The 21,209-nt window shown below is 58.6% G+C and carries 19 protein-coding genes; 9 read left to right on the forward strand and 10 right to left on the reverse strand.

Annotated features, from left to right (window positions below; all coding sequences use genetic code 11):
* Positions 1–182: 182 nt before the first annotated feature.
* A complete protein-coding gene (locus WH7805_RS06745) occupies positions 183–2,837 on the reverse strand; it encodes a TIGR03960 family B12-binding radical SAM protein (RefSeq protein WP_006042272.1) in 2,655 nt (884 codons plus the stop codon).
* A gap of 62 nt (positions 2,838–2,899) precedes the next feature.
* On the opposite strand from WH7805_RS06745, the gene WH7805_RS06750 reads away from it, so the two are divergent.
* The 3 genes from WH7805_RS06750 to WH7805_RS06760 all read left to right on the forward strand — a co-directional run bounded on the left by WH7805_RS06750 (position 2,900) and on the right by WH7805_RS06760 (position 5,355).
* Positions 2,900–4,126, forward strand: a complete 1,227-nt coding sequence (locus WH7805_RS06750) for an LL-diaminopimelate aminotransferase (protein WP_006042273.1) — start codon at positions 2,900–2,902, stop codon at positions 4,124–4,126.
* 51 nt (positions 4,127–4,177) lie between these two features.
* Positions 4,178–4,492 carry an ATP-dependent Clp protease adapter ClpS gene (gene clpS / locus WH7805_RS06755; protein ID WP_006042274.1) on the forward strand — a complete coding sequence of 105 codons (315 nt, stop codon included), beginning with the start codon at positions 4,178–4,180 and terminating at the stop codon, positions 4,490–4,492.
* A gap of 65 nt (positions 4,493–4,557) precedes the next feature.
* On the forward strand, positions 4,558–5,355 hold the full coding sequence (locus WH7805_RS06760) for a CPBP family intramembrane glutamic endopeptidase (protein ID WP_006042275.1): 798 nt from the start codon (positions 4,558–4,560) through the stop codon (positions 5,353–5,355).
* Here the strand turns inward: WH7805_RS06760 and WH7805_RS06765 are convergent.
* Entirely contained in the window at positions 5,319–6,935 is a 1,617-nt protein-coding gene (locus WH7805_RS06765) for a photosystem II high light acclimation radical SAM protein (protein ID WP_006042276.1), read from the reverse strand. The two genes, WH7805_RS06760 and WH7805_RS06765, sit on opposite strands and share 37 nt — an antisense overlap.
* A 174-nt stretch (positions 6,936–7,109) precedes the next feature.
* On the opposite strand from WH7805_RS06765, the gene psbA reads away from it, so the two are divergent.
* Complete coding sequence (gene psbA, locus WH7805_RS06770) at positions 7,110–8,189, forward strand: photosystem II q(b) protein (protein ID WP_006040880.1); 1,080 nt, start codon at positions 7,110–7,112, stop codon at positions 8,187–8,189.
* A gap of 136 nt (positions 8,190–8,325) precedes the next feature.
* On the forward strand, positions 8,326–9,201 hold the full coding sequence (locus WH7805_RS06775) for a bile acid:sodium symporter family protein (RefSeq protein WP_038005170.1): 876 nt from the start codon (positions 8,326–8,328) through the stop codon (positions 9,199–9,201).
* Between the two features lie 9 nt (positions 9,202–9,210).
* Here the strand turns inward: WH7805_RS06775 and WH7805_RS06780 are convergent, their stop codons facing one another.
* The 3 genes from WH7805_RS06780 to WH7805_RS06790 are packed head-to-tail and all read right to left on the reverse strand — an operon-like array spanning position 9,211 to position 12,145.
* Complete coding sequence (locus tag WH7805_RS06780; protein WP_006042278.1) at positions 9,211–10,179, reverse strand: glycine betaine ABC transporter substrate-binding protein; 969 nt, start codon at positions 10,177–10,179, stop codon at positions 9,211–9,213.
* The gene (locus WH7805_RS06785; protein ID WP_006042279.1) at positions 10,176–11,072 is read right to left on the reverse strand and encodes a proline/glycine betaine ABC transporter permease; all 897 of its coding nucleotides are present in this window, start codon (positions 11,070–11,072) and stop codon (positions 10,176–10,178) included. The genes WH7805_RS06780 and WH7805_RS06785 overlap by 4 nt, the downstream gene beginning before the upstream one ends.
* Positions 11,069–12,145, reverse strand: a complete 1,077-nt coding sequence (locus tag WH7805_RS06790) for a glycine betaine/L-proline ABC transporter ATP-binding protein (protein WP_255344559.1) — start codon at positions 12,143–12,145, stop codon at positions 11,069–11,071. Before WH7805_RS06790 ends, WH7805_RS06785 begins: the two co-directional genes overlap by 4 nt.
* Positions 12,146–12,519: 374 nt before the next feature.
* On the opposite strand from WH7805_RS06790, the gene WH7805_RS06795 reads away from it, so the two are divergent.
* The 4 genes from WH7805_RS06795 to aroC are packed head-to-tail and all read left to right on the forward strand — an operon-like array spanning position 12,520 to position 15,850.
* Positions 12,520–13,362 (forward strand): class I SAM-dependent methyltransferase, encoded by an 843-nt coding sequence (locus tag WH7805_RS06795; RefSeq protein WP_038005172.1) that lies wholly within the window; start codon positions 12,520–12,522, stop codon positions 13,360–13,362.
* A gap of 5 nt (positions 13,363–13,367) precedes the next feature.
* Positions 13,368–14,228 (forward strand): cyclopropane-fatty-acyl-phospholipid synthase family protein, encoded by an 861-nt coding sequence (locus WH7805_RS06800; RefSeq protein WP_006042282.1) that lies wholly within the window; start codon positions 13,368–13,370, stop codon positions 14,226–14,228.
* The gene (locus WH7805_RS06805) at positions 14,228–14,731 is read left to right on the forward strand and encodes a cupin domain-containing protein (RefSeq protein WP_006042283.1); all 504 of its coding nucleotides are present in this window, start codon (positions 14,228–14,230) and stop codon (positions 14,729–14,731) included. Before WH7805_RS06800 ends, WH7805_RS06805 begins: the two co-directional genes overlap by 1 nt.
* 30 nt (positions 14,732–14,761) lie before the next feature.
* Entirely contained in the window at positions 14,762–15,850 is a 1,089-nt protein-coding gene (aroC, locus tag WH7805_RS06810) for a chorismate synthase (RefSeq protein WP_006042284.1), read from the forward strand.
* Positions 15,851–15,866: 16 nt separating this feature from the next.
* Here the strand turns inward: aroC and WH7805_RS06815 are convergent, their stop codons facing one another.
* The 5 genes from WH7805_RS06815 to psbO form a co-directional block, all read right to left on the reverse strand.
* Positions 15,867–16,466: a hypothetical protein gene (locus WH7805_RS06815; protein ID WP_006042285.1), complete on the reverse strand. Its 600-nt coding sequence runs from the start codon at positions 16,464–16,466 to the stop codon at positions 15,867–15,869.
* Between the two features lie 44 nt (positions 16,467–16,510).
* On the reverse strand, positions 16,511–17,155 hold the full coding sequence (locus WH7805_RS06820; protein ID WP_006042286.1) for a bifunctional 4-hydroxy-2-oxoglutarate aldolase/2-dehydro-3-deoxy-phosphogluconate aldolase: 645 nt from the start codon (positions 17,153–17,155) through the stop codon (positions 16,511–16,513).
* Entirely contained in the window at positions 17,139–18,989 is a 1,851-nt protein-coding gene (gene ftsH3 / locus WH7805_RS06825) for an ATP-dependent zinc metalloprotease FtsH3 (protein WP_006042287.1), read from the reverse strand. Before ftsH3 ends, WH7805_RS06820 begins: the two co-directional genes overlap by 17 nt.
* A 46-nt stretch (positions 18,990–19,035) precedes the next feature.
* Entirely contained in the window at positions 19,036–20,205 is a 1,170-nt protein-coding gene (gene sat / locus WH7805_RS06830; protein WP_006042288.1) for a sulfate adenylyltransferase, read from the reverse strand.
* A gap of 109 nt (positions 20,206–20,314) precedes the next feature.
* Positions 20,315–21,136: a photosystem II manganese-stabilizing polypeptide gene (gene psbO, locus WH7805_RS06835; protein WP_006042289.1), complete on the reverse strand. Its 822-nt coding sequence runs from the start codon at positions 21,134–21,136 to the stop codon at positions 20,315–20,317.
* Positions 21,137–21,209: the final 73 nt, after the last annotated feature.

A 21,209-nucleotide genomic window follows, 5' to 3' on the forward strand; every position in this document is an offset into this window, starting at 1 on the left:
AGGAAATTGATCGAGATGCCCGAAGGCAGAAATGATTTGGAGTGAATTACTCCTTTCAAAACAATCAACGTAAAAACGAAGATCGATGAAGACGCGATGGGCCTTTCTTTCCAACGAATCTGGACAAGAAGACCGGGACAGATCTGTGGCGTAAGCCCTTGATGTGATGTCCTGAACGAAACCTAGCACTGCAGGAGTCCCAACTCCATGCGCCGTACCTGGGAGAGCGTCAGCTCATCATCCAGTCGCTCAGACAGCCAGTGGCAGAGCTGGGCAGGTTTGAGACTGCGCCCCTGTTCATCCACAGCTGCTATCAACTCCAATTGAGCTGATGACGATGAATCAGCAGCATCAATGGAGACCAAGCGCAGCGTCTTCAGCAGGACCCTGACATCACGCCGACGAGGCCGCCCCTTCTTGTCGGTGTCCTCCCAGATCAGTTCATCTTCGCGGAGCATCTCCGCAATCGCGCCCTCCCAATCAGCTTTGGAAGAATGCTCTTTGGCGGAGTGAGCACTCAGGGTGAAACGCCAGCGACTAAACACAATCCTTTGGGAGAGGCTCGGAGAGGACACAGGAACCTCTTCTGCGGACAGAAGGCTCAACCCAGGAGGCAAGCAAGCCTGCCAGGACTCTTGAGCGACTTGTGGATCAACAGGTTCAGTGAATTCCAGATCCATCCACTCGCCCTCGGCCTCGACACCGAGAGGAAGCGCCAGTGCCAGCTGCAGGCGGGGAAGAGGATGGAATCCTCCTGTGAAGCTCACCGGCAGGCCCGATCGCCGCAGTGCTCTCTCAAACAGACGCACAAGGTCGAGATGACTCAGCAGTGCCATGGCTCCGGTTTTACTGAAGCGGAAGCGGAGCCTGCAGACACGCTCACTGGCCGGAGACCGTTGAGGCCGGGTCTCTGGGACCGCTGGAGGCCGCACCACAACGTTGTGACCCAGGTCAGGGCCACAGACACCGCAGCTGCTGCAACCATCAAAGGAGCAGTCAGGAACGACTGTGGCGGCAAGCGCATGCTGGAGATCATCAGCAAGCCACTGCTTCTCGATGCCGCTGTCGATGTGATCCCAGGGGAGTGGCTGACGGCAGAACGCCTGCAGATCGCGCCGCTCAAGCGCAGCCACAGCACTCCAGCTCCCAAGTTCCATGGCTCGATAGCGCCCCTCCAGGCCGGCTGCAGCGATGGCCCCGGTCCAGGCCTCATAGGTGCGATCAAGAGCCTCAAACCAGGCATCCATCCCTGCCCCTGCACGCCAGGCCGATTCGATCACCGGTGCCAAGCGACGGTCTCCACGGCCAACGAAATCCTCCATGGCCGAAAGGCGGACATCCGTGAAATTGAAACGCACCCCGCGCAGCCTTCTCCCTGCCTCCCGAAGCAACTGCTGACGACGCAGGAACTCCTCCGTGGAGACGCTGTGCCACTGGAATGGCGTGTGCGGTTTGGGCGTGAAGTTGCTGATCGTGATGTTGAGACTGAGGCGTCCAAGATCTCGGCAACGCTCCTGAAGCATCCGACAGGTTTCGGCGATACCGAGCACATCCGCATCGGTCTCGCCTGGCAGCCCGATCATGAAATAGAGCTTCACTTTGCGATAACCGTTCTGCATAGCCGTGCGGATGCCCTGCAGCAGGTCTTCATCCGTAAGCCCCTTGTTCACGATGTCCCGCAGCCGCTGGGTCCCGGCCTCAGGAGCGAAGGTGAGACCGGCCTGCCTTGCACCGCCGAGGATATGAGCGATGTCCTCGTCGAAGCGGTCCACCCGCTGGCTGGGTAGCTGGAGTGTGACGTTGCGGTCGGCCAAGCGGTTGCGCAGCTCCACCCCCACCGCCGGTAGAGCGAGGTAATCGCTGCAGCTGAGAGACAGCAGCGAAAAATCGCTGTATCCGGTGCGTTCCATGCCGGTTTCAACGGCCTCAATCACAGCCTCCGGCTCAACATCCCGGGCAGGGCGCGTGAGCATCCCCGGTTGACAGAAACGGCAGCCGCGGGTGCAGCCGCGCCGAATTTCCACGGTGAGGCGGTCATGGACCGTCTCCACGTGGGGAACTAGCCCCATGGCGTAATGGGGCATCGGTGTGGCCACCCGACGCAGGACACGTGGGGGCAGCTCGGGATCAACCGGCTGCAGGGTGACGCCGTCCTCTCCCGCCTCGTACAGGGACGGCACATAGATCCCAGGCACCTGAGCCAGATCCCGAAGCAGCTGTGAGCGGGTCAGGCCATCGGCCTTCGCCTCAGCCACCACCAGTCCGATCTCGGGGAGCAACTCCTCACCATCACCAAGGGCGATGAAATCAAAGAAAGGGGCATAGGGCTCAGGATTGCTGGTGGCTGTTGGGCCTCCCGCGAAAATCAGCGGCGGAGCTCCTGGGGCATCCAGGGGAAGATCCCCGCGGTCGCCCGCACGGATCGGCACGCGACACAAGGCCAGCATCTCCAGGATGTTGGTGGCACCGAGCTCGTAGCTGAGACTGAATCCCAGGATGTCGAAGGCATTCAGAGGCCAGCGGCTCTCCACCCCGAACAACGCTTGCTCCTTCTCTCTTAAACGTTGCGCCAAATCGGATGCCGGCAAATAGGCCCGGTCACAGACCTGGCCTGGAACGGCATTGAGAATCGAATAGAGAATGATGTGGCCGAGATTGCTGGCTCCGACCTCATAGACCTCGGGGTAGGTGAGTGCCCAGCGGACCCGCGCTCCAGCCCAGTCTCGGGGGACAACACCCAGTTCATGGCCGATGTAGCGGGCGGGCCGGTTGATGCCCGCATCCACGAGCTCATCGAACGGGACCGTCTGGAGCGTTGTATTCAGGGAGACGGTCAAGACGTCCCGACCCGGCTCACTGCATCGTATGTAGCAGGATGCCCCCAGAAATCGGTTTCCCTGTGGTTCAGGTCAACGGCAATTACCTCAAACTCAAAGCTGGATATCTTTTCCCAGAAATTGGCCGCCGTGTGAAGGCCTTCAGTGCAGCCCATCCCGATGCCGCCCTGATCCGCCTCGGTATTGGTGATGTGACAGAACCCCTGCCCCAGGCCTGCCGAGAAGCGATGAAAACCGCCATCGATGCGATGGGAACGACCGAAGGCTTCCATGGCTATGGACCTGAACAGGGCTACGGCTGGCTGCGTGAGGCGATCGCGACCCACGATTTCAAGGCCCGCGGCTGCGACATCAGCGCTGAAGAGATCTTCATTTCTGACGGTTCCAAATGCGACAGCAGCAACATCCTCGACATCCTGGGCGAAGGCAACCGTGTAGCCGTCACGGATCCCGTGTATCCGGTGTATGTCGACAGCAACGTCATGGCCGGCCGCACCGGTGAAGCCGGCGATGAAGGCCGCTACGCCGGACTGACCTATTTACCAATCAGCGCCGACAACGGTTTCGCTGCTCAGATCCCCACGAATCCAGTGGATCTGATCTATTTATGCTTTCCCAACAATCCCACCGGGGCCGTTGCCACCAAAGAACAATTGAAGGCCTGGGTGGATTACGCCCGCGCCAACGAGGCTCTGATCCTGTTCGATGCGGCCTATGAGGCCTTCATTCAGGATCCAAGCCTGCCCCATTCGATCTTTGAAATCGAGGGAGCCCGTGATTGCGCGATCGAATTCCGCTCCTTTTCCAAGAATGCCGGATTCACCGGCACCCGCTGCGCCTTCACCGTCGTGCCAAAGGGGCTGAAGGGCAAGGCAGCCAACGGTGATGCCGTGGAGCTCTGGAACCTGTGGAACCGCCGTCAAAGCACCAAGTTCAACGGCGTGAGTTACATCATTCAACGCGGTGCCGAAGCGGTGTATTCCGAAGCCGGCCAGGCCGAGGTGAAGGCTCTCGTGAGCTTCTACATGGAGAACGCCGCCATCATCCGCCGCGAGCTCAGTGCGGCGGGCCTCACGATTTATGGGGGTGAGCACGCGCCCTACGTGTGGATCAAGACTCCAGATGGCATGGACTCATGGGGCTTCTTCGACCACTTGCTCCACAAAGCCAATGTGGTGGGCACACCCGGCAGTGGCTTCGGTGCCGCGGGCGAGGGCTACTTCCGACTCTCTGCGTTCAACAGCCGGGACAACGTCGACACTGCTATGGCCAGAATCCAGGCACTCTGACCAGGCATGTTCGGATTCGCTTTAGATTTGAGACAGCCGAGCTCGAAGGTCATGGCCGTGGAGACCCCCAGCCTCACCCCCGGAGGAGCAGCAGTCCTAGACAAAGCCCCTGAGCGCGTGCGCAAGCAGTCGCCTCGCTACAAAGTGCTGCTCCACAATGATCCTGTGAACTCCATGGAATACGTGGTGTCCACGCTCAGGCAGGTAGTACCGCAGCTCAGTGAGCAGGACGCGATGGCGGTGATGCTCGAAGCGCACAACACCGGCGTGGGTCTTGTAATCGTGTGTGATCTCGAGCCGGCAGAGTTCTATTGCGAAACCCTGAAAGGCAAGGGGCTCACCAGTACCCTTGAACCAGACACCTGATCTTCAAATCCATCGTCGCGCTATGGAACGCCCTGCTTAGGGCACGACCACGTTGGGTTGCCACGATGGTTTTAATCCCAGCTCTCTATGGGCTTGGATGGGTTGCTGTGCAGCCTTTGGGTCTTCTGCTCGCTGATGACCCCACATCGTCGCGACTGTCCCTGATTGGCACTCTCGCAAGTCTGTTGCTGTTTGTGCTGGTGCTGCCGAGCTGGGTGAGGAATCGCTGGAAACAGCCTCATCCCTGGCTAACCCTTGGTCTTCGCAGTCACAGGCATGCCCCCTCGTCCGGTCGATGCCTGATCGCAGGCCTGCTGCAGTCGCTTGCACTTCTCACCTTGATCAGCCTGTCGCTGGTGCTCGGATCCTGGGGACGCTGGCTGGGCGAACTCAACGCTGCAGATGCACTCAATGCCCTGGCACTGTGTTTCGGCGTCGGACTCGCAGAAGAACTGCTATTTCGCGGATGGCTTTTGGGTGAACTCTCTCAATTCACAGGGCCTCGCACCGCCGTCGTGTCACAGGCACTGATCTTCAGTTTGGTGCACACCCGGTTCAATCTGGGTGTTCTTCCCATGCTCGGTCTGCTGATTGGACTGACGTTGCTCGGCCTGGTCCTAGCCATTCAGAGACGACTGAATAAAGGCTCTCTCTGGGGATGCATCGGCTTACACGGCGGACTCGTTGGCGGATGGTTCGCTCTGCAGGGAGGCTTGCTGCAGATCTCACCAAGCGCACCGCAGTGGCTCATCGGACCTGGAGGCGCCCATCCCAATCCCATTGGAGGGCTGGTGGGAATCGCAGCTCTCACCGTGCTGCTCAGTCGTCAGCTGACGGCCTTAGCAAGAGCGCCGCGCCCCTGAACCGGAGCCCGCAGGGCTTCATTGAGGCTTGAAGTGCCGTAATCGCGCTCAAGAAGATCCATCACGGTTCGTCCGAAATCCGATGGATTTAAGTCGAAGGCTTCCAAACACACCCGTCCAAAGGTGCTGCCCATGGGCTCTGGGTTCCAGAGAAGCTTTCTGGCCGTCCAGGGCATCATGCTCATCGGGTTGTAACCAGGCTTGATCAGTCCTTGATCAAATCCGTACTGCTCGAGGTGGGTGTGGGGTTGCAAGCCGATGAAGAAGATCGCAGGCTCGACTCGATCAGGGCCGAAGATGGCCTCGAGCTCACGGTGGTAAGCCACGGTCTGACGGATCGTCTCGGGACGCTCATCGATCACGTTGAACGAGTAGTTCACGGACACGTGATCCTTGAATCCCGCTTTCGCGAGCATCCTGCAACTATCGAGAACAGTGCGGAGGTTGTAGCCCATGCGCATTTTGCGCACGAGCTCCTGGGAGCCTGATGTGATGCCGATTTCGAAATAGCTCATGCCCGTGTCCACCATCAGCTGAGCCAACTCGGGGTCAAGGTTGTCGGCACGGATGTAAGCAGCCCAGCGAATGCCAGTGAGACCTTCGGCCTTGATCGCCCGCAGCAGTTCCTTGGCATCTTCGATGTAACGCCGTGCCGGAATGAATTGAGCGTCGGTAAACCAAAAACCTCGCACTCCGCGGTCGTAAAGCTGGCGCATTTCCTTCACCACTTCGTCCACCGGATTGAGGCGCACCTGCTTGCCCTCCACCACCGTGTAAACGCAGTAGCAGCAGTTGTGGGGACAGCCGCGCTTGGTTTGAACCCCGACGTAGAAGTCACCGCCTTCGAGGTACCAGTCGAGCTGTGGCCAGATCGAGGCGATGTAGTCGTAATCGCAGGCTGTTTTCGGGCGGCTTTCCGGTTGTTCGTGAATCAGACCGGCACGCGGCGGAGCTCCCACAACGAAGCAGCGTTCGCCTTCGAGACTCTGGCCCTTCAGAAGTTTCTCAAGCAGGGGTTCACCCTCTCCAATGGAGACGATGGTTCCCTTTGGCAGGGAGCGACCAAGTTGCTCATAAAACACACTCACGGCTCCACCGCCAAGGACGGCTCTGGCTTGAGGCTGATAACGACGCGCACGATGCAGCCCCTGTTTCACAAGCAACTGATTGCGACGCAGCTCGCCGTAGTGACTGGTCATCAAACGCAGACCACCAAGAGCACCATGGAGGCGTTTCACGGGATTCCGCGAATAGAACACCTCGAAGGAGTTCTGAAGGGGATTTCCCCCTCGGCCATCCACCGGCGCGTAGATCTGAATGTCTCGCCAGGAGAACACCAGAAGAGTGGGCTGAAACTGATCAATCGTGATCCGAAGAACACGATGAACGTCCAAAACCGGCAAGGCGGCCAGGTCGAGAATGCGTTGAGGCAATCCTGGAAAACATTTATGGAGATGGTCTGCCAGGTAGATCGGACCGATCGGGAAGATCGGGTTGCAAGGAAGTCGCACCAACAACACCCGCTCTCCCGCGGCGAGGCCCGAGGCTGAGAGCGGTGACGGCTGCGAGAAATCGTCCATGGATCGGACGCTAACAAGCACTCCCCAGATGGCGGGACGGGCTGGAGCTCAACGCTTCTTCACAACGACTTCATAAAGCAATGGATATTTTTCGCAATGTTGCTTTACACTCCGGGCTGGCAGGGCATTCCTGCCCTTCCGTAACCGCTCTTCGGAGCCTTCTTTTCCGTACTCATGACCACCACCATTCAGCAGCGCTCCGGCGCCAATGGCTGGCAGTCCTTCTGCGAGTGGGTCACCTCCACCAACAACCGCCTGTATGTGGGCTGGTTCGGTGTGCTGATGATCCCCACCCTGCTGGCTGCCACCACCTGCTTCATCGTTGCCTTCATCGCAGCGCCCCCCGTCGACATCGACGGCATCCGTGAGCCCGTCGCCGGCTCCCTGATCTACGGAAACAACATCATCTCTGGTGCTGTTGTTCCTTCCTCGAACGCCATCGGCCTGCACTTCTATCCCATCTGGGAAGCTGCTTCTCTCGATGAGTGGCTGTACAACGGCGGTCCTTACCAGCTGGTTGTCTTCCACTTCCTGATCGGCATCTTCTGCTACATGGGTCGCGAGTGGGAACTTTCCTACCGCCTCGGCATGCGCCCCTGGATCTGCGTTGCTTACAGCGCACCTGTGGCTGCTGCCTCCGCCGTGTTCCTGGTGTACCCCTTCGGTCAGGGTTCCTTCTCTGACGGCATGCCCCTCGGCATCTCCGGCACCTTCAACTTCATGCTGGTGTTCCAGGCAGAGCACAACATCCTGATGCACCCCTTCCACATGATGGGCGTCGCAGGTGTGTTCGGTGGCTCCCTGTTCTCCGCCATGCACGGTTCACTGGTGACCTCCTCCCTGGTGCGTGAAACCACCGAGAGCGAGTCCCAGAACTACGGCTACAAGTTCGGCCAAGAGGAAGAGACCTACAACATCGTGGCTGCCCACGGTTACTTCGGTCGCCTGATCTTCCAATACGCCTCCTTCAACAACAGCCGCAGCCTTCACTTCTTCCTGGCTGCCTGGCCTGTGGTCGGCATCTGGTTCACTGCCCTGGGCGTCAGCACCATGGCGTTCAACCTGAACGGTTTCAACTTCAACCAGTCCATCCTTGATGGTCAGGGCCGCGTCCTGAACACCTGGGCTGATGTGCTGAACCGCGCCAACCTCGGCATGGAAGTGATGCACGAGCGCAACGCTCACAACTTCCCCCTCGACCTGGCTGCTGCTGAGTCCACTCCTGTGGCTCTGCAAGCTCCCGCCATCGGCTGAGGCTGAAGTCTCTTAACCCAAAGATTCAGCGTCAGTTGAATCGGAAAGCCCTCACCTCACGGTGGGGGCTTTTTGTTTTGGGCTGAAATCCATTCACTTAACCTGCTTCACCTTTCACACTTCGCGTCCATCGACCTTGATCGAACTCATTCTTTCGGTCGGCCTGGCTTTCATCATGCTGAGCCTCGGTCTATCCCTTCAACCGGCGGATTTCAGCAGGGCTCTTGGCCAGCCGCGCGCCCTAATGGGAGGAGCATTAGCTCAGCTCATTCTTCTGCCTCTTGTGGCCTTCGGTCTACTGAGCTTGTCAGGACTGGATGGCGACCTTGCCCTGGGGATCATGATCCTGAGCTGCTGTCCGGGAGGAATCACCTCCAATGTGATGACGAGGCTCTCCCGCGGAGATGTGGCACTGTCCATCTCTTACACAGCCCTGGCCAGTCTGGTGACAGCGTTCACCTTGCCGGTGGTTCTCAGTCTCACAGCACCGTTTTTGCTTCCGAGCCAAACACTCGAGCTGTCTATCCTTCCTCTCAGTCTCAAGGTGTTTTCCATCTCCACCGTGCCGGTGGTGATCGGGGTATGGACCGCTCAGCAGGCACCTGGCTTCTGCGAACGCAATAGACAAAAGGCGGAACGGCTCGCCAATCTGTTGTTCGTTCTGATCGTGGCTGGCACGCTGATCAGCCAATGGTCCGTGTTTACGAGCAACCTGAAGTCGATTGGCCCAACTCTTTTGGCCCTGAATTTGTTGATGCTGGCCATTGGACTGAGCCTCGGCAAACTGCTGCAGATGTCGACTGAACAGACCACAAGCTTGTCCATTGAAGCGGGATTTCAAAACGGCACCGTGGGCATCGTCGTGGGATCGTTGCTCGGGCCAGACCTGATGCAAAGCCAGCTCAACAGCTTCAGCCTTCCGTCTGCTGTTTACGGCGTTCTGATGACAGTCACCATTCTTCCCTTCATTGCGTGGAGACGAAGCATCAAGCCCATGACAACACAACCCTGAGGCTGGATATCACCCAGTGGCGATCTGCCCTGTGGTCCAGTAGCGAACGCGTGCGGGATGGGTGTCGAGGTATTCGTCGACAGCGATCTCAGCTGACCGGTCATTGGCCTTAAGCAGCAGGTCTGACATCTCCTGATCCGGGAGATGGAAACGGGTCAAGAAGTCGGCGAGATCGGGAGCATCCAAATCAAGACTGGGCCGACCCAGCGCGTGAATCCGCTCAATGCCACCAAAAACACGCTTCGGGTCTTCGAGAAAGCGCAACTTGTAGCGGGCGAACATCCAATGCGGCATCCAGCTGGTGACAATCACCCATTGCTCTCGGCGAATGGCCTGGTCAAGCACCGCCGTCATCGCCGCACTGCTCGACGCCACCAAGTCCAGGTCATTGAGTTGGTAGCTCTTGAGCGCCTCTGCAGACGCCTGATTCAACCCTGAACCGGGATCGATCCCCTGCACGCGGTTCTGAAAACGAGCGGCCAGAGCAGGGTCCCGCAACTGCTGGATCGACGAGAGCTCAGCCTTCGGGATGTAGTCGGGAACCACCCAACCCAGACGGCCGGAATACATCGACCCGAAATCGAGCACGCGGTCGCGCACCCGTTGCCAGTAGTCACGATGGGTCAGTGGCAACCAGGCCATCAGCATCATGTCGAGATCGCCGCGAGCAACTGAGGCGTATTGAATGCCGATGTCGGCGAGAACTCTCTCCACCTCGATGTTGTAGGCCTGCTGAATCACCTTCTGAGCGATCAGGCTGATGACCTCGGCATCAGCCCAGGGAGACCAACCCAGTCGTAGAGGAGATCCAGTTAATGCCGAGGTGGGTTGCGGTGTACGTCCAGTCTCCGGACCTGCCACCTGGGACGTCCGAGCAGAAGGTTGACTGAGATTGACCAAGCTGGCCATCGAAGCCCCAGCAAGCCCCAGGCCTCCAAGCAACACCGCGCGTCGACGGATGCGGTTGTTATCACTCATGACGACCTCCAGGGAGACATCCACGCGCGCCAGCGCTGACGAAGGGGTTGCACTTCGCGGGCTGTGAAGCTCTGACTGAGACGGTCAAGGATCACGGCAAGGATCACTACAGCAATTCCACCCTCGAAACCCAGACCCACGTCGAGCTGCTGAATGCCACGCAACACCACATCGCCTAAACCGCCTCCGCCAATCATGGAAGCGATCACCACCATGGACAGAGCCAGCATGATCGTCTGATTGACGCCCGTCATCACCGTGGGTAGTGCACTCGGCATCTGAACTTTCCAGAGAAGCTGGCGTTCACTGCATCCGAAGGAGCGTCCTGCTTCGATCAGATCAGCAGGGACCTGTGACAATCCGAGCTGCGTCAATCGGACGACAGGAGGCATGGAAAAGATCAGGGTGGCCAGGATCGAAGGCACCGCACCGGTGCTGAACAGCATCACAGCAGGAATCAGATAAACAAAGGCCGGCATGGTCTGCATCAAGTCGAGGCAGGGCCTCACCAGACGCCAAACCGAGCGGTATCGGGCCGAGAGGATTCCCAAGGGCAAGCCGATCACGAGGGCCAATAGCGAGGCCGTGATCACCAGAGCCAGAGTGGCGATCATCTCGTTCCAGAGCTGGAGGGAAAGCACAAGGTTGAGGCCGAGAAGCACGAAGAGCGCGAAGCCTCCACTCACTCTCCAGAGACCGATCGCGGCCACGCTCCAGGCGAGCAACCAAGCCGGAGGACTGTCTAGAAGCATCTCGGTGAAGGAAACCACGGCGAGAACCGAGACCTTGATCACATCAAAAGCACCCTGAGCATTGGCGAGCAGCCAGGCAACGATGACGTCGACACCTTGACCCAGCCATCCAGCCTGATGTGCCGCTGCGAGGAGAGTCATGAACCCAATCCCTCCATCGATCTGAGCAGTTGATGGGCGCTGATCACACCAATGAATTGCTGCCCAGAATCCAGCACAGGCACTGGATCAGAGCACAGAGCCACCGATTGGATTGCATCCTTGACGCGAGTTCCCGACCGCAAGACGGTGGTTTCTGAAGCGTCAAGCCAACCCCTTTGCGCGGTGACCATCCCCAAGAACCGACGCTGTGAGTCCATGACATAAAGCGTGTCCTGAGATCGCTCAGGACGGGGGTCGCCGTCCTGAAGCACAAGCTCACGGTTGGTAGGCATCGCCACACGGTCGACGGTCAGCACCGATGCCACATCCACATCCCTGAAGAAACGCCGGACCTCCTCGCTAGCGGGTTGATGCAGGAGGGTTTGGGCCGTATCGCACTGGAGCAGTCGCCCTCCCTGCATCAGAGCGATCCGGTCACCGATCCGAATGGCTTCATCAAGGTCATGGGTGATGAAAACAACCGTGCGGCGCTGCTCCGCCTGGAGATCGAGAAGCAGATCCTGCATATCGACACGAATCAGAGGGTCGAGGGCTGAAAAGGCCTCATCCATGAGCAGGATCGGGGGATCGAGCGCCAGCGCTCGCGCCAGGCCCACGCGCTGTTGCATCCCTCCTGAGAGTTGCGCGGGTCGCTTGCGCAACTCCTGTCCCAGTCCCACCCGCTCCAACGCCTCGATGGCTCGGGATTGCCGAACTCTGCGTGGAACGCCAGCCACCTCAAGGCCGAAGGCCGCGTTGTCTAGAACGCTCCGATGAGGGAACAGCGCAAACGATTGAAAAACCATCGCCATCTGATGCCGGCGCAAGTCAGCCAGCTCGGAGGGCGTCAACGCAGCGAGCGAACGCCCCTGCACCAAGACATCACCAGCAGAGGGTCGAATCAGTCCGTTGAGCAGTCGCAGCAATGTGGACTTACCCGAGCCGGACAGGCCCATCACAACAAAGATCTCGCCAGCGCAGATATCGAGGCAGACATCTTGCACAGCAGCGCGAGCACCCAGTTGCTGATGGAGCTGATCGGGGTCTGCGCCGTTGCGCAATTGATGAACCACCTCAGAGGAAGAGCCACCGAATACTTTCCACGCCGACCTTATGGAGATCTCTGACTGCACTTCAGAGCCCTCCGAGAACCTTTAAGGCTTATAGCAAAAACAAGAAGAGGCATGAGGAATATCAACCCAAAGACCTTGAATGAGCACAGATTTAAATTCATGAGACCAACTGCAGCACAAGGCTTCTCGCGAATATGCGTATAAATCTAAAGCGATTAATTTCACCGGAAAGCTGACAGCTATCCAGTTCATGGTTAGCTTGCAGAGGGAGCGTGAATCTTGTTCATCGTTCACATCAATGGTGTTGCGTGCACTGCAGTCAAAGGGTCTGCGGCATCGCTGCCATTTCCAGTGCAGTCAAGAGCGAATTCGGCATGACCTCAACCAAGAGCCACCCTTCAGCGGAGTCCGGTGATGCTCAGCGGTTCGGCGAGACCCCCGAAAGCGTGAGGGAAACGGACCACTACCAGCAGGAGTACATCGAGCAATTCGCTGACCGGTGGGATCGTCTCATCGATTGGCAAGCACGGGAAGAAGCGGAGGGGGATTTCTTCGTGAAGCTGCTTCGAGAGCACGGAGCCAAGTCCATTCTGGATGTGGCCACGGGGACCGGATTTCATTCCGTGCGGCTACTTCGCGAAGGCTTCGAAGTGGTGAGCGTGGATGGGAGCCCGAACATGCTGGCCCGGGCTTTCAAGAATGCTCGCAGTCGTGACCTGCTGATGCGGACGGTTCACGCCGACTGGCGTTTTCTGAACCGCGACATCCATGGCGAATACGACGCCGTGATCTGCCTGGGCAACTCCTTCACCCATTTGTTCCGGGAACGGGATCGGCGCAAGGCCCTAGCGGAGTACTACGCCGTTCTTAAGCACAACGGCATCCTCATTCTCGACCATCGCAACTACGACAGACTCCTCGAAGGAACCTCAACCAGCGGCAAAAGCAATGTCTATTGCGGCAAGGATGTGGAGGTTGGTCCTGAGCATGTGGACGACGGACTCGCGCGGTTCCGCTACGCCTTCAGCGATGGGAGCACTTACCACCTCAACATGTTCCCCTTGCGTCATGGCTACGTGAGGAGGTTGATGCGCGAGGTGGGCTTCCAGCGCATCACCACCTACGGCGACTACCAACGCGGCCACGACGACCCTGATTTCTACGTGCACGTTGCCGAAAAGGAATACCTCTTCGACACCGATGTGACCGCGATCTAAACCCCATGACGCAAAGCACCTACTCCGATGCCGCGGCCACGGCTGCCAGCTACTACGACAGCACCGATGCCGACCACTTCTATGCCGACATCTGGGGAGGCGAGGACATTCACATCGGCTTGTATGCCGAACCCGATGAAGCCATCGCCGCGGCCAGCCGGCGCACAGTCGACACCCTGATCGACTTGATTGGCAGTGAGGGGCTAGGCGATGGACAAGCTGAGCGCCTTGTGGTGGATTTTGGCTCTGGCTACGGGGGTGCCGCTCGCCGTCTCTGCCAACGGCCCAACGTGCGGGTCGAAGCCATCAATATTTCCGCCGTTGAGAATGATCGTCATCGGCTTCTCAACCGCGAAGCCGGTGTCGACCAGACCATCACCGTTCACAACGCTTCCTTTGAGTCGGTTCCTCTGGACGATGGCTGTGCTGATGTGATCTGGAGCCAAGACGCAATCTTGCACTCAGGTGACCGTCAGAAAGTGATGCATGAGGCGTCGCGCCTACTGAAGCCTGGCGGTGTGATGGTAATGACCGACCCCATGGCCGCCGATGGCGTTCCAGCCGAGTCGCTCTCAGCGATCCTGGAGCGGATCCACCTCCAAGACCTCGGCTCCCCGGAGCGCTACAGAACCTGGGCTGACGTGGCTGGGCTTGAACGAACACATTGGGACGATCGAACTCCCATGCTGGTCAAGCACTACAGCCGCGTGCGTGAAGAGCTCAAGCAGCGCCGTGAGCTGCTGACCCGCACCATCAGTACCGACTACCTCGAGCGCATGGATGCTGGCCTCGGCCACTGGGTGGAAGGAGGTGAAGCCGGCCGACTGTGTTGGGGCCTGATGCGCTTCCGCAAACCACTGCACTGATGGACACACCTGACAACCAAGCGCAATCTTCCGACCACACCCCCCGCGAAGTGGTTGAGCAGCTCATCCAAGACTGGAATCTGCATCCCCATCCCGAGGGTGGCTGGTACAGGGAAATGCACCGCAGCCCGGAACAGGTCACCCGCAGCGACGGTGCGCAGCGCAGCAGCATCACCGCCATCCTCTTTCTCCTGGATGCCGAATCCAAAAGTTGCTGGCATGCCGTGCACGGTGCCGACGAAATCTGGATCCATCTGCAGGGCTCACCTCTGAGCCTCTGGACGCTGGAGCCGAATGGCAGCGAAGCTTTCCAACACGTTCTGTCACTTCACCAGCCTCTGCACGCCGTTCGGGCAGGTCACTGGCAGGCAGCCCGCACGGAAGGGCAGTACAGCCTGGTGAGCTGCTGCGTCGGCCCAGGGTTTCAGTTCGAGGATTTCGAGATGCTGAGATCTCGACCCGCTGAGCAGCATCCACCGGGGGCGCTGCCTGACCTGCTCTGACATCTACGCTTTGGCGATCGATGGCATTCCATGGGCAGCAGTTTCGGCACCCTGTTCCGCATCAGCACCTTCGGCGAGTCCCATGGCGGCGGCGTGGGGGTGATCCTTGAAGGATGCCCGCCAAGACTGGAACTGGACCTGGTGGCCATTCAGGCTGAACTCGATCGGAGACGCCCTGGGCAAAGCAAGATCACCACACCCCGAAAGGAAGCCGACCAGGTGGAGATCCTCAGCGGTGTGATGGATGGGATCACCCTTGGCACACCGATCGCCATGGTGGTGCGCAACAAAGATCAACGTCCGCAGGATTACAAGGAAGTGGAGGTCGCCTTCCGCCCCTCCCATGCCGACGCCACTTATCAGGCGAAGTATGGGATTCAGGCCCGCAGCGGTGGAGGGAGAGCCTCGGCCCGGGAAACCATCGGACGAGTGGCGGCTGGAGCCATTGCCCGGCAGATACTGCAGCGATCCCATGGCACAGAGGTTGTGGCCTGGGTGAAACGCATCCACGATCTGGAGGCCGAGGTGGACGCCAGTGCCGTGACGCGTGAAGCCGTGGAGGCCAACATCGTGCGTTGCCCGGACGCGACGATGGCTGAACGGATGATCGAACGGATCGAAGCGATCGGACAGGAAGGTGACTCCTGCGGTGGCTTGATCGAATGTGTCGTGAGAAGGCCGCCCGTTGGCCTCGGAATGCCAGTGTTCGACAAGCTGGAAGCGGATCTGGCCAAAGCCGTGATGTCCCTGCCCGCCACCAAAGGCTTCGAAATCGGCTCAGGCTTCGCCGGCACCCTGCTTAAAGGAAGCCAGCACAATGACGCTTTTCTTCCCAGTGACGACGGAAGGCTGCGCACGGCCTCCAACAATTCCGGGGGAATCCAAGGAGGCATCAGCAACGGTGAGCCGATCGTGATCCGCGTGGCCTTCAAACCAACTGCAACGATTCGCAAGGAACAGCAGACCATCAACGACCGTGGCGAAGCCACCACCCTTGCCGCCAAAGGGAGGCACGACCCTTGCGTCCTGCCGAGGGCCGTTCCGATGGTGGAAGCGATGGTGAATCTCGTTCTGGCCGATCATCTACTGAGACAGCAGGGCCAATGCAGTTTGTGGTGAAGGAGTCCAGCCGCGATTAGCTGCGGGCAGGCGAATCGATTCCATTGACGCTGACCAGCTGCGCTGCTGCTTTCGCCATCCGCCCCGCCACAGTGCCGGAAGCGGCCGACGATTGAGTGCGCTTGCGAGCCCTCTTGGCAGGTCGGGGTTTGGCAGCGGTCCCTGTAGACGCTTTGGCAGCAGGCTTCGGAACAGCCTGCTTTTTGACAGCTGATGGCTTGGCTGACGAGGGTTTGGCCGTTGATTTCGACGCTGCTTTAAAAGGCCTAGCGGACGTGGCTTTCTTGGATGCAGTCGCAGGTTTCTTGCGGGCTGGTCTTGTCGACGCAGCTCGGTTGCGATGGCTCAGCACCATCACCCACTCCTCGTCCGTCAAAGATGCAGGCTTGCTGCCATGGGCGTTGGCAAGCTTGGCCGCTTTTTCGATGTCTTTAATCAGATTCACCCAAGAGGTCGCGAATCGCTTGTCGGACTGCGAACGGGCACCGCTTTCAACCAGCGTTTCCACAACCCCTGCGGCCGTGACCTTCTTACGGCGACGGTTGAAGATCTCTTTCTGAAGCTGAGCGACGAGAGCATCGGCTTTGTCGCTCAGCTTGATGGATAACTGAGACATCGGCACAGAAACATCTCTCTCATCTGTAGCAGATGAGTCTCAACTCATCCACCGAGCCACGGCTTCATCCCAGGATCCAGGGCATCGTCGACGAACACGGTCCGGCCCAGAGCGACGGCGTTGTAGCCGGCAGCCAACCAAGGAATCAGATCGGTGCATCGCAGTCCACCGGCAGCAATCATGAACGGGAGATCACCCATGGGAGCCGAGATCTGACGCCGATAGTCGACGCCGAGTACCGAAGCCGGGAAGAGCTTCACCAAGCTGCAGCCAAGCGCTTGGGCTGATCGAATCTCAGAGGGCGTCATGACTCCAGGAACCAGAACACAGCACAAATCTCTCGCCTTGGACTGCAACTCGGGATCCAGAAGTGGAGACATGGCATAACCAAGACCCAGGTTGGCGACCTGTTGCAGAGCCGGCAGTGTGGACACGGATGCCGCACCCAGCCTGACTTCTGGGTAACGCGCCCTGATCGCGTCAACGAGCGTGGGCCAACGGGGATGAACCGCCCAGGCCAGCTCAACATGCAAAACACCCGCCCCTACCAGCTGATCCAACTGATGGCAGAGGCGGGTGCTCTCAAAGGTGTTTTGGTAGTCGTTGGATCCTGGTCGCAGAACGACTAGCAGGGGCTGATCGGTTAATGAGCTGATCAGCCACTCCGAAGGATCAGACGTATTCGGCAACCCGGACGTCACTGCGGATCAGAAGCTCTTGCAATTCTTCTGCATCAACAGTTTCCTGCTCCACAAGCATCTCTGCGATCTCGTCGAGAACACTCCGATTGCTGACGAGCACCTTGGTCGCGCGCTTGTAAGCGACATCGACCAGATCAGACACCTCTTCATCGATCGTGGCAGCAGTGTCCTCAGAAAAATCACGCTCAGCGGCGATGTCCCGACCCAGGAACATCCCACCCTGGGATCGGCCCAGAGCGACCGGACCGAGTTTGTCACTCATGCCGAAACGGGTCACCATTTGGCGGGCAACCTGAGCCACCTGCTGGAGGTCGTTGGAGGCTCCAGTTGTGACCTCGTCCTCCCCATAGACGATTTCCTCGGCCACCCGACCACCGAGTGCCACGGCCATCTGATTTTGGAGGTAGGTGCGTGAATACAGACCTGACTCCATCCTTTCCTCGCTGGGGGTGAAGAACGTCAGTCCACCAGCATTGCCTCGGGGAATGATCGAAATCTTCTGAACAGGGTCGTAATCGGGCATCAGCGCTCCAACCAGGGCGTGACCAGCTTCGTGGTAAGCCACCAGACGCTTGCGACGTTCGCTCATTACACGGTCTTTTTTCTCAGGACCGGCCATCACCCGTTCAATGGCATCGCTGATTTCATCGTTACTCACCTCACTGAGATCGCGGCGGGCCGCAAGAATTGCAGCCTCATTCAGAAGATTGGAAAGATCAGCACCGGTGTAGCCAGGGGTGCGGCGCGCCACTTTGTCGAGATCGACGTCCTTCGAGAGGGTCTTACCTCGGGCATGCACGTTGAGAATCTGCAGACGACCGGCGTAGTCAGGACGGTCCACGACAACCTGCCGGTCGAAACGGCCTGGACGCATCAGTGCTGCGTCCAGCACATCGGGACGGTTCGTGGCAGCGACGATGATGATCCCCGTGTTGCCCTCGAAACCATCCATTTCGGTGAGCAGCTGATTCAGCGTCTGTTCGCGCTCATCGTTACCTCCACCGAGACCAGCGCCACGCTGGCGGCCAACCGCATCGATTTCATCAATGAAGACGATGCAAGGGGCATTTTTCTTGGCCTGCTCGAACAGATCACGAACGCGGCTGGCACCGACACCCACAAACATTTCCACAAACTCCGAACCGGAGATGGAGAAGAACGGAACGCCAGCTTCACCAGCCACAGCCTTGGCGAGCAGCGTTTTGCCAGTTCCGGGAGGGCCAACGAGCAGGACACCCTTCGGAATCTTGGCGCCAACCGCAGTAAAGCGATCAGGGTTCTTGAGGAAATCCACCACCTCAGTCAATTCAAGCTTGGCTCCCTCGATTCCAGCCACATCTCCAAACGTGATCTGAGTGGAGGGTTCCATTTGAACTCGGGCCTTGCTTTTGCCGAAATTCATGGCCGGGTTCCCACCGCCACCACCGGATTGAGCGCGGCGGAAGAGAAAGAAAAGACCTCCAAGCAGAAGAACCGGAAAGATCAAGCTCGAAGCAGCCTGTTGCCAGGCTCCCGGTTGCCTGGACGGCTGAACAGCGATGTCCACGTTGTGATCCGTGAGCATCTTGAGCAGATCCTTGTCTGGAGCCAGATTCACTTCAGATCGACGGCCATCAGTTGCCACAACCTGTGCTGTTCCGCGATCGGGAGAGAGCAGAACTCGACTGACCTGATCCTCCTGAACCTGCTCAACGAAATCGCTGTAACGGAGGTTTTGAGCCGTCGCCGCGGGATCTGGACGGTCAAGGAAAGCCGTTCCGACCACGATCACCACGACTACTAACAGGACATAAAGCCCTACGTTGCGCCATCGCTTGTTCAAGGTTTTCTCGCCTGAGATGAAGGAATGTTAATGGGATCCTGAGGGGTCAGGAGGCTCGCAGAACCTCGACCACGCTACGGAACGCGAACCATTCCGGAATCTCCTCACCACTGCGAAGCATCTTGCGGAACTGCGTGCCGCTGAGTTTCCTCACGTGCAGACCACGGGCTTCGGCGTGTTCGGCCGTCACGTAACCCTCTTCCTCTGTGTAGACCAAGTTGAGGGATGGAACCGTCTCCATCGTGAGTTCCGGCGCACATTCCTTAGCGAAGTTCTGTGCGTCATACGCGCCATAGAAGTCATCTCCGGTCAGTGATGACTTGCAACCAGCCATATCGCGCCCAATGATGAAGTGAGTGCAGCCGTAGTTGCGGCGGATAATCATGTGCTGCAGGGCTTCACGAGGTCCTGCCATGTGCATGGCATAGGGGAGATAGGCCCAACGAATGCGCGGATTGTCCACCTCAGCAGCAAGACGTTCATAGGTCTGGAACCGAACCGCACCGGGGATGTCGTCCTGCTGGGTGGGACCGCATGTGGGATGAACCAGCACCACGGCCTTCTCACTCACATTGCTGGCATCCAAAGCTCGCGTGAACAGTTCGTAGTGAGCACGGTGGATGGGATTGCGGCACTGGAAGGCGACCACGTCTTCACCAGCAGGCAACCCGGCACGCACTTCCGCAGGGGTCTTGCAGGGAAACACCCGCTTCGGGAGCTCAAGCCCCTGAATCACCCCTCCGAGATAGAAGCGGCGGCGTTCCGTAGCAATCATCCGAACTGCGGGATGCTCGAGGGATGTGGTGCCATAGCAGCCTTTTGCCTCCACAACCTTGTCGGGCTCCCACTTGTCCTCAACCGTGAGAACGGCAAGATCCTGACCCTTGTAGGTGAGCAGCACCTTGTCTCCGACCGTCACATCGTCTCGATCGGTGTCCATGACGATTGGCAGGCCGAACAGATGACCTGAGGTCGTGCGATGACCTTCCACAACAGCGGCATAGTCCGCCTGATGCATGAATCCGCGCTCAGGAGAGAAGCCACCGACGATGAGGAGCTCCACGTCGCAGGCGTTGCGGTCGGAGCATTCGACACTTGTGGTTGCTGAAGCTTTCACAGAAGCCCGATCGGACTCAGGCACCATCAGATCAACCAGGGTCCCTCCATAGGGGGCAATCACGCCTGAGGACTGTGTTGAGGTGGTGCTGGCAGTCATGACAGGCCTTCATCGAAACGGGAAGCTCGAGAATTGTCCCAGATTGCACAAAAAAAGGGGAGCGCATGCTCCCCCTTCGGTCGGGTTGGCGAGGAAGAAGCGACGAAGCTCAGGCTTCCTCGAGTCGACCGTAGAGCTCACCATTGATCTTCACATCAACGATTTCACGGCCACCCATATCGGAGTCTGAAGGCTGAATGGCTGAGAAGACTCCGGCGAATTCTCCGGTTTCAGGATCAACTTTGGTGATGGACATACTCATGACACCTTGACCATCGATGTAACGCTTGACGTTCTCGGTCTCCAGCTCCTTGTAGTCGCCACCCAGGCCAATCAGTCCTTGTGGGTAGTCCACACCAGTTGTGAGAGCGCGGCCCTTGGGATCAATGAAGTTGCTCGTGCGGTAGCTGGGGGTCCGATATGTTCCGTCGAAATCAGTGCTGGTTGTAATCGCGGCACCGTTGGCCGAGGCACTCAGACTCTTACTGGAGAACGTGAAGGGAAACTCTTCACCTCCGGGAATCAGCACAGTGATCGGCTGAAAATCAATGCCACCTTCTTCCGTGAAGGTCAGGCTGTCTTCTCCGACTTCAAGTGTGCCGTAAACCTCATCGAGACTGGAGGTGTAGCGCGTGAGGATTTTGCCTTCGACAAATTGTGCTTCTTGTCGTTTGTTGGCAGGCTCACCCTTAACGAAGACTTGCGTGGGGTGCATGCAGATCCCTCTGAGCTCGTAATCAGCACCAGGGGTCAGCGCAATGGAACCGCGAGCCGAGTCTGAAAGGGTTGGGCAGTCGTTGGCCTTACCCGTATTGCGGATGTCGTCGTAAGTGACATTGGAACGTTCAACGGCCTGTGCACCGCCGCTGCAGGCGGTGACAACCGTGAGACAGAAGGCCAGCACCAGGGCCAGCAGAGGACGGAAGCGCATGGGAGAGTTGCCGAATGGCCGGGTGGTGACAATGTCCACCGATGAGGCGGATCCTACAGAAGCTGATCGGCCA

Source organism: Synechococcus sp. WH 7805 (genome assembly GCF_000153285.1).
Classification (GTDB): domain Bacteria; phylum Cyanobacteriota; class Cyanobacteriia; order PCC-6307; family Cyanobiaceae; genus Synechococcus_C.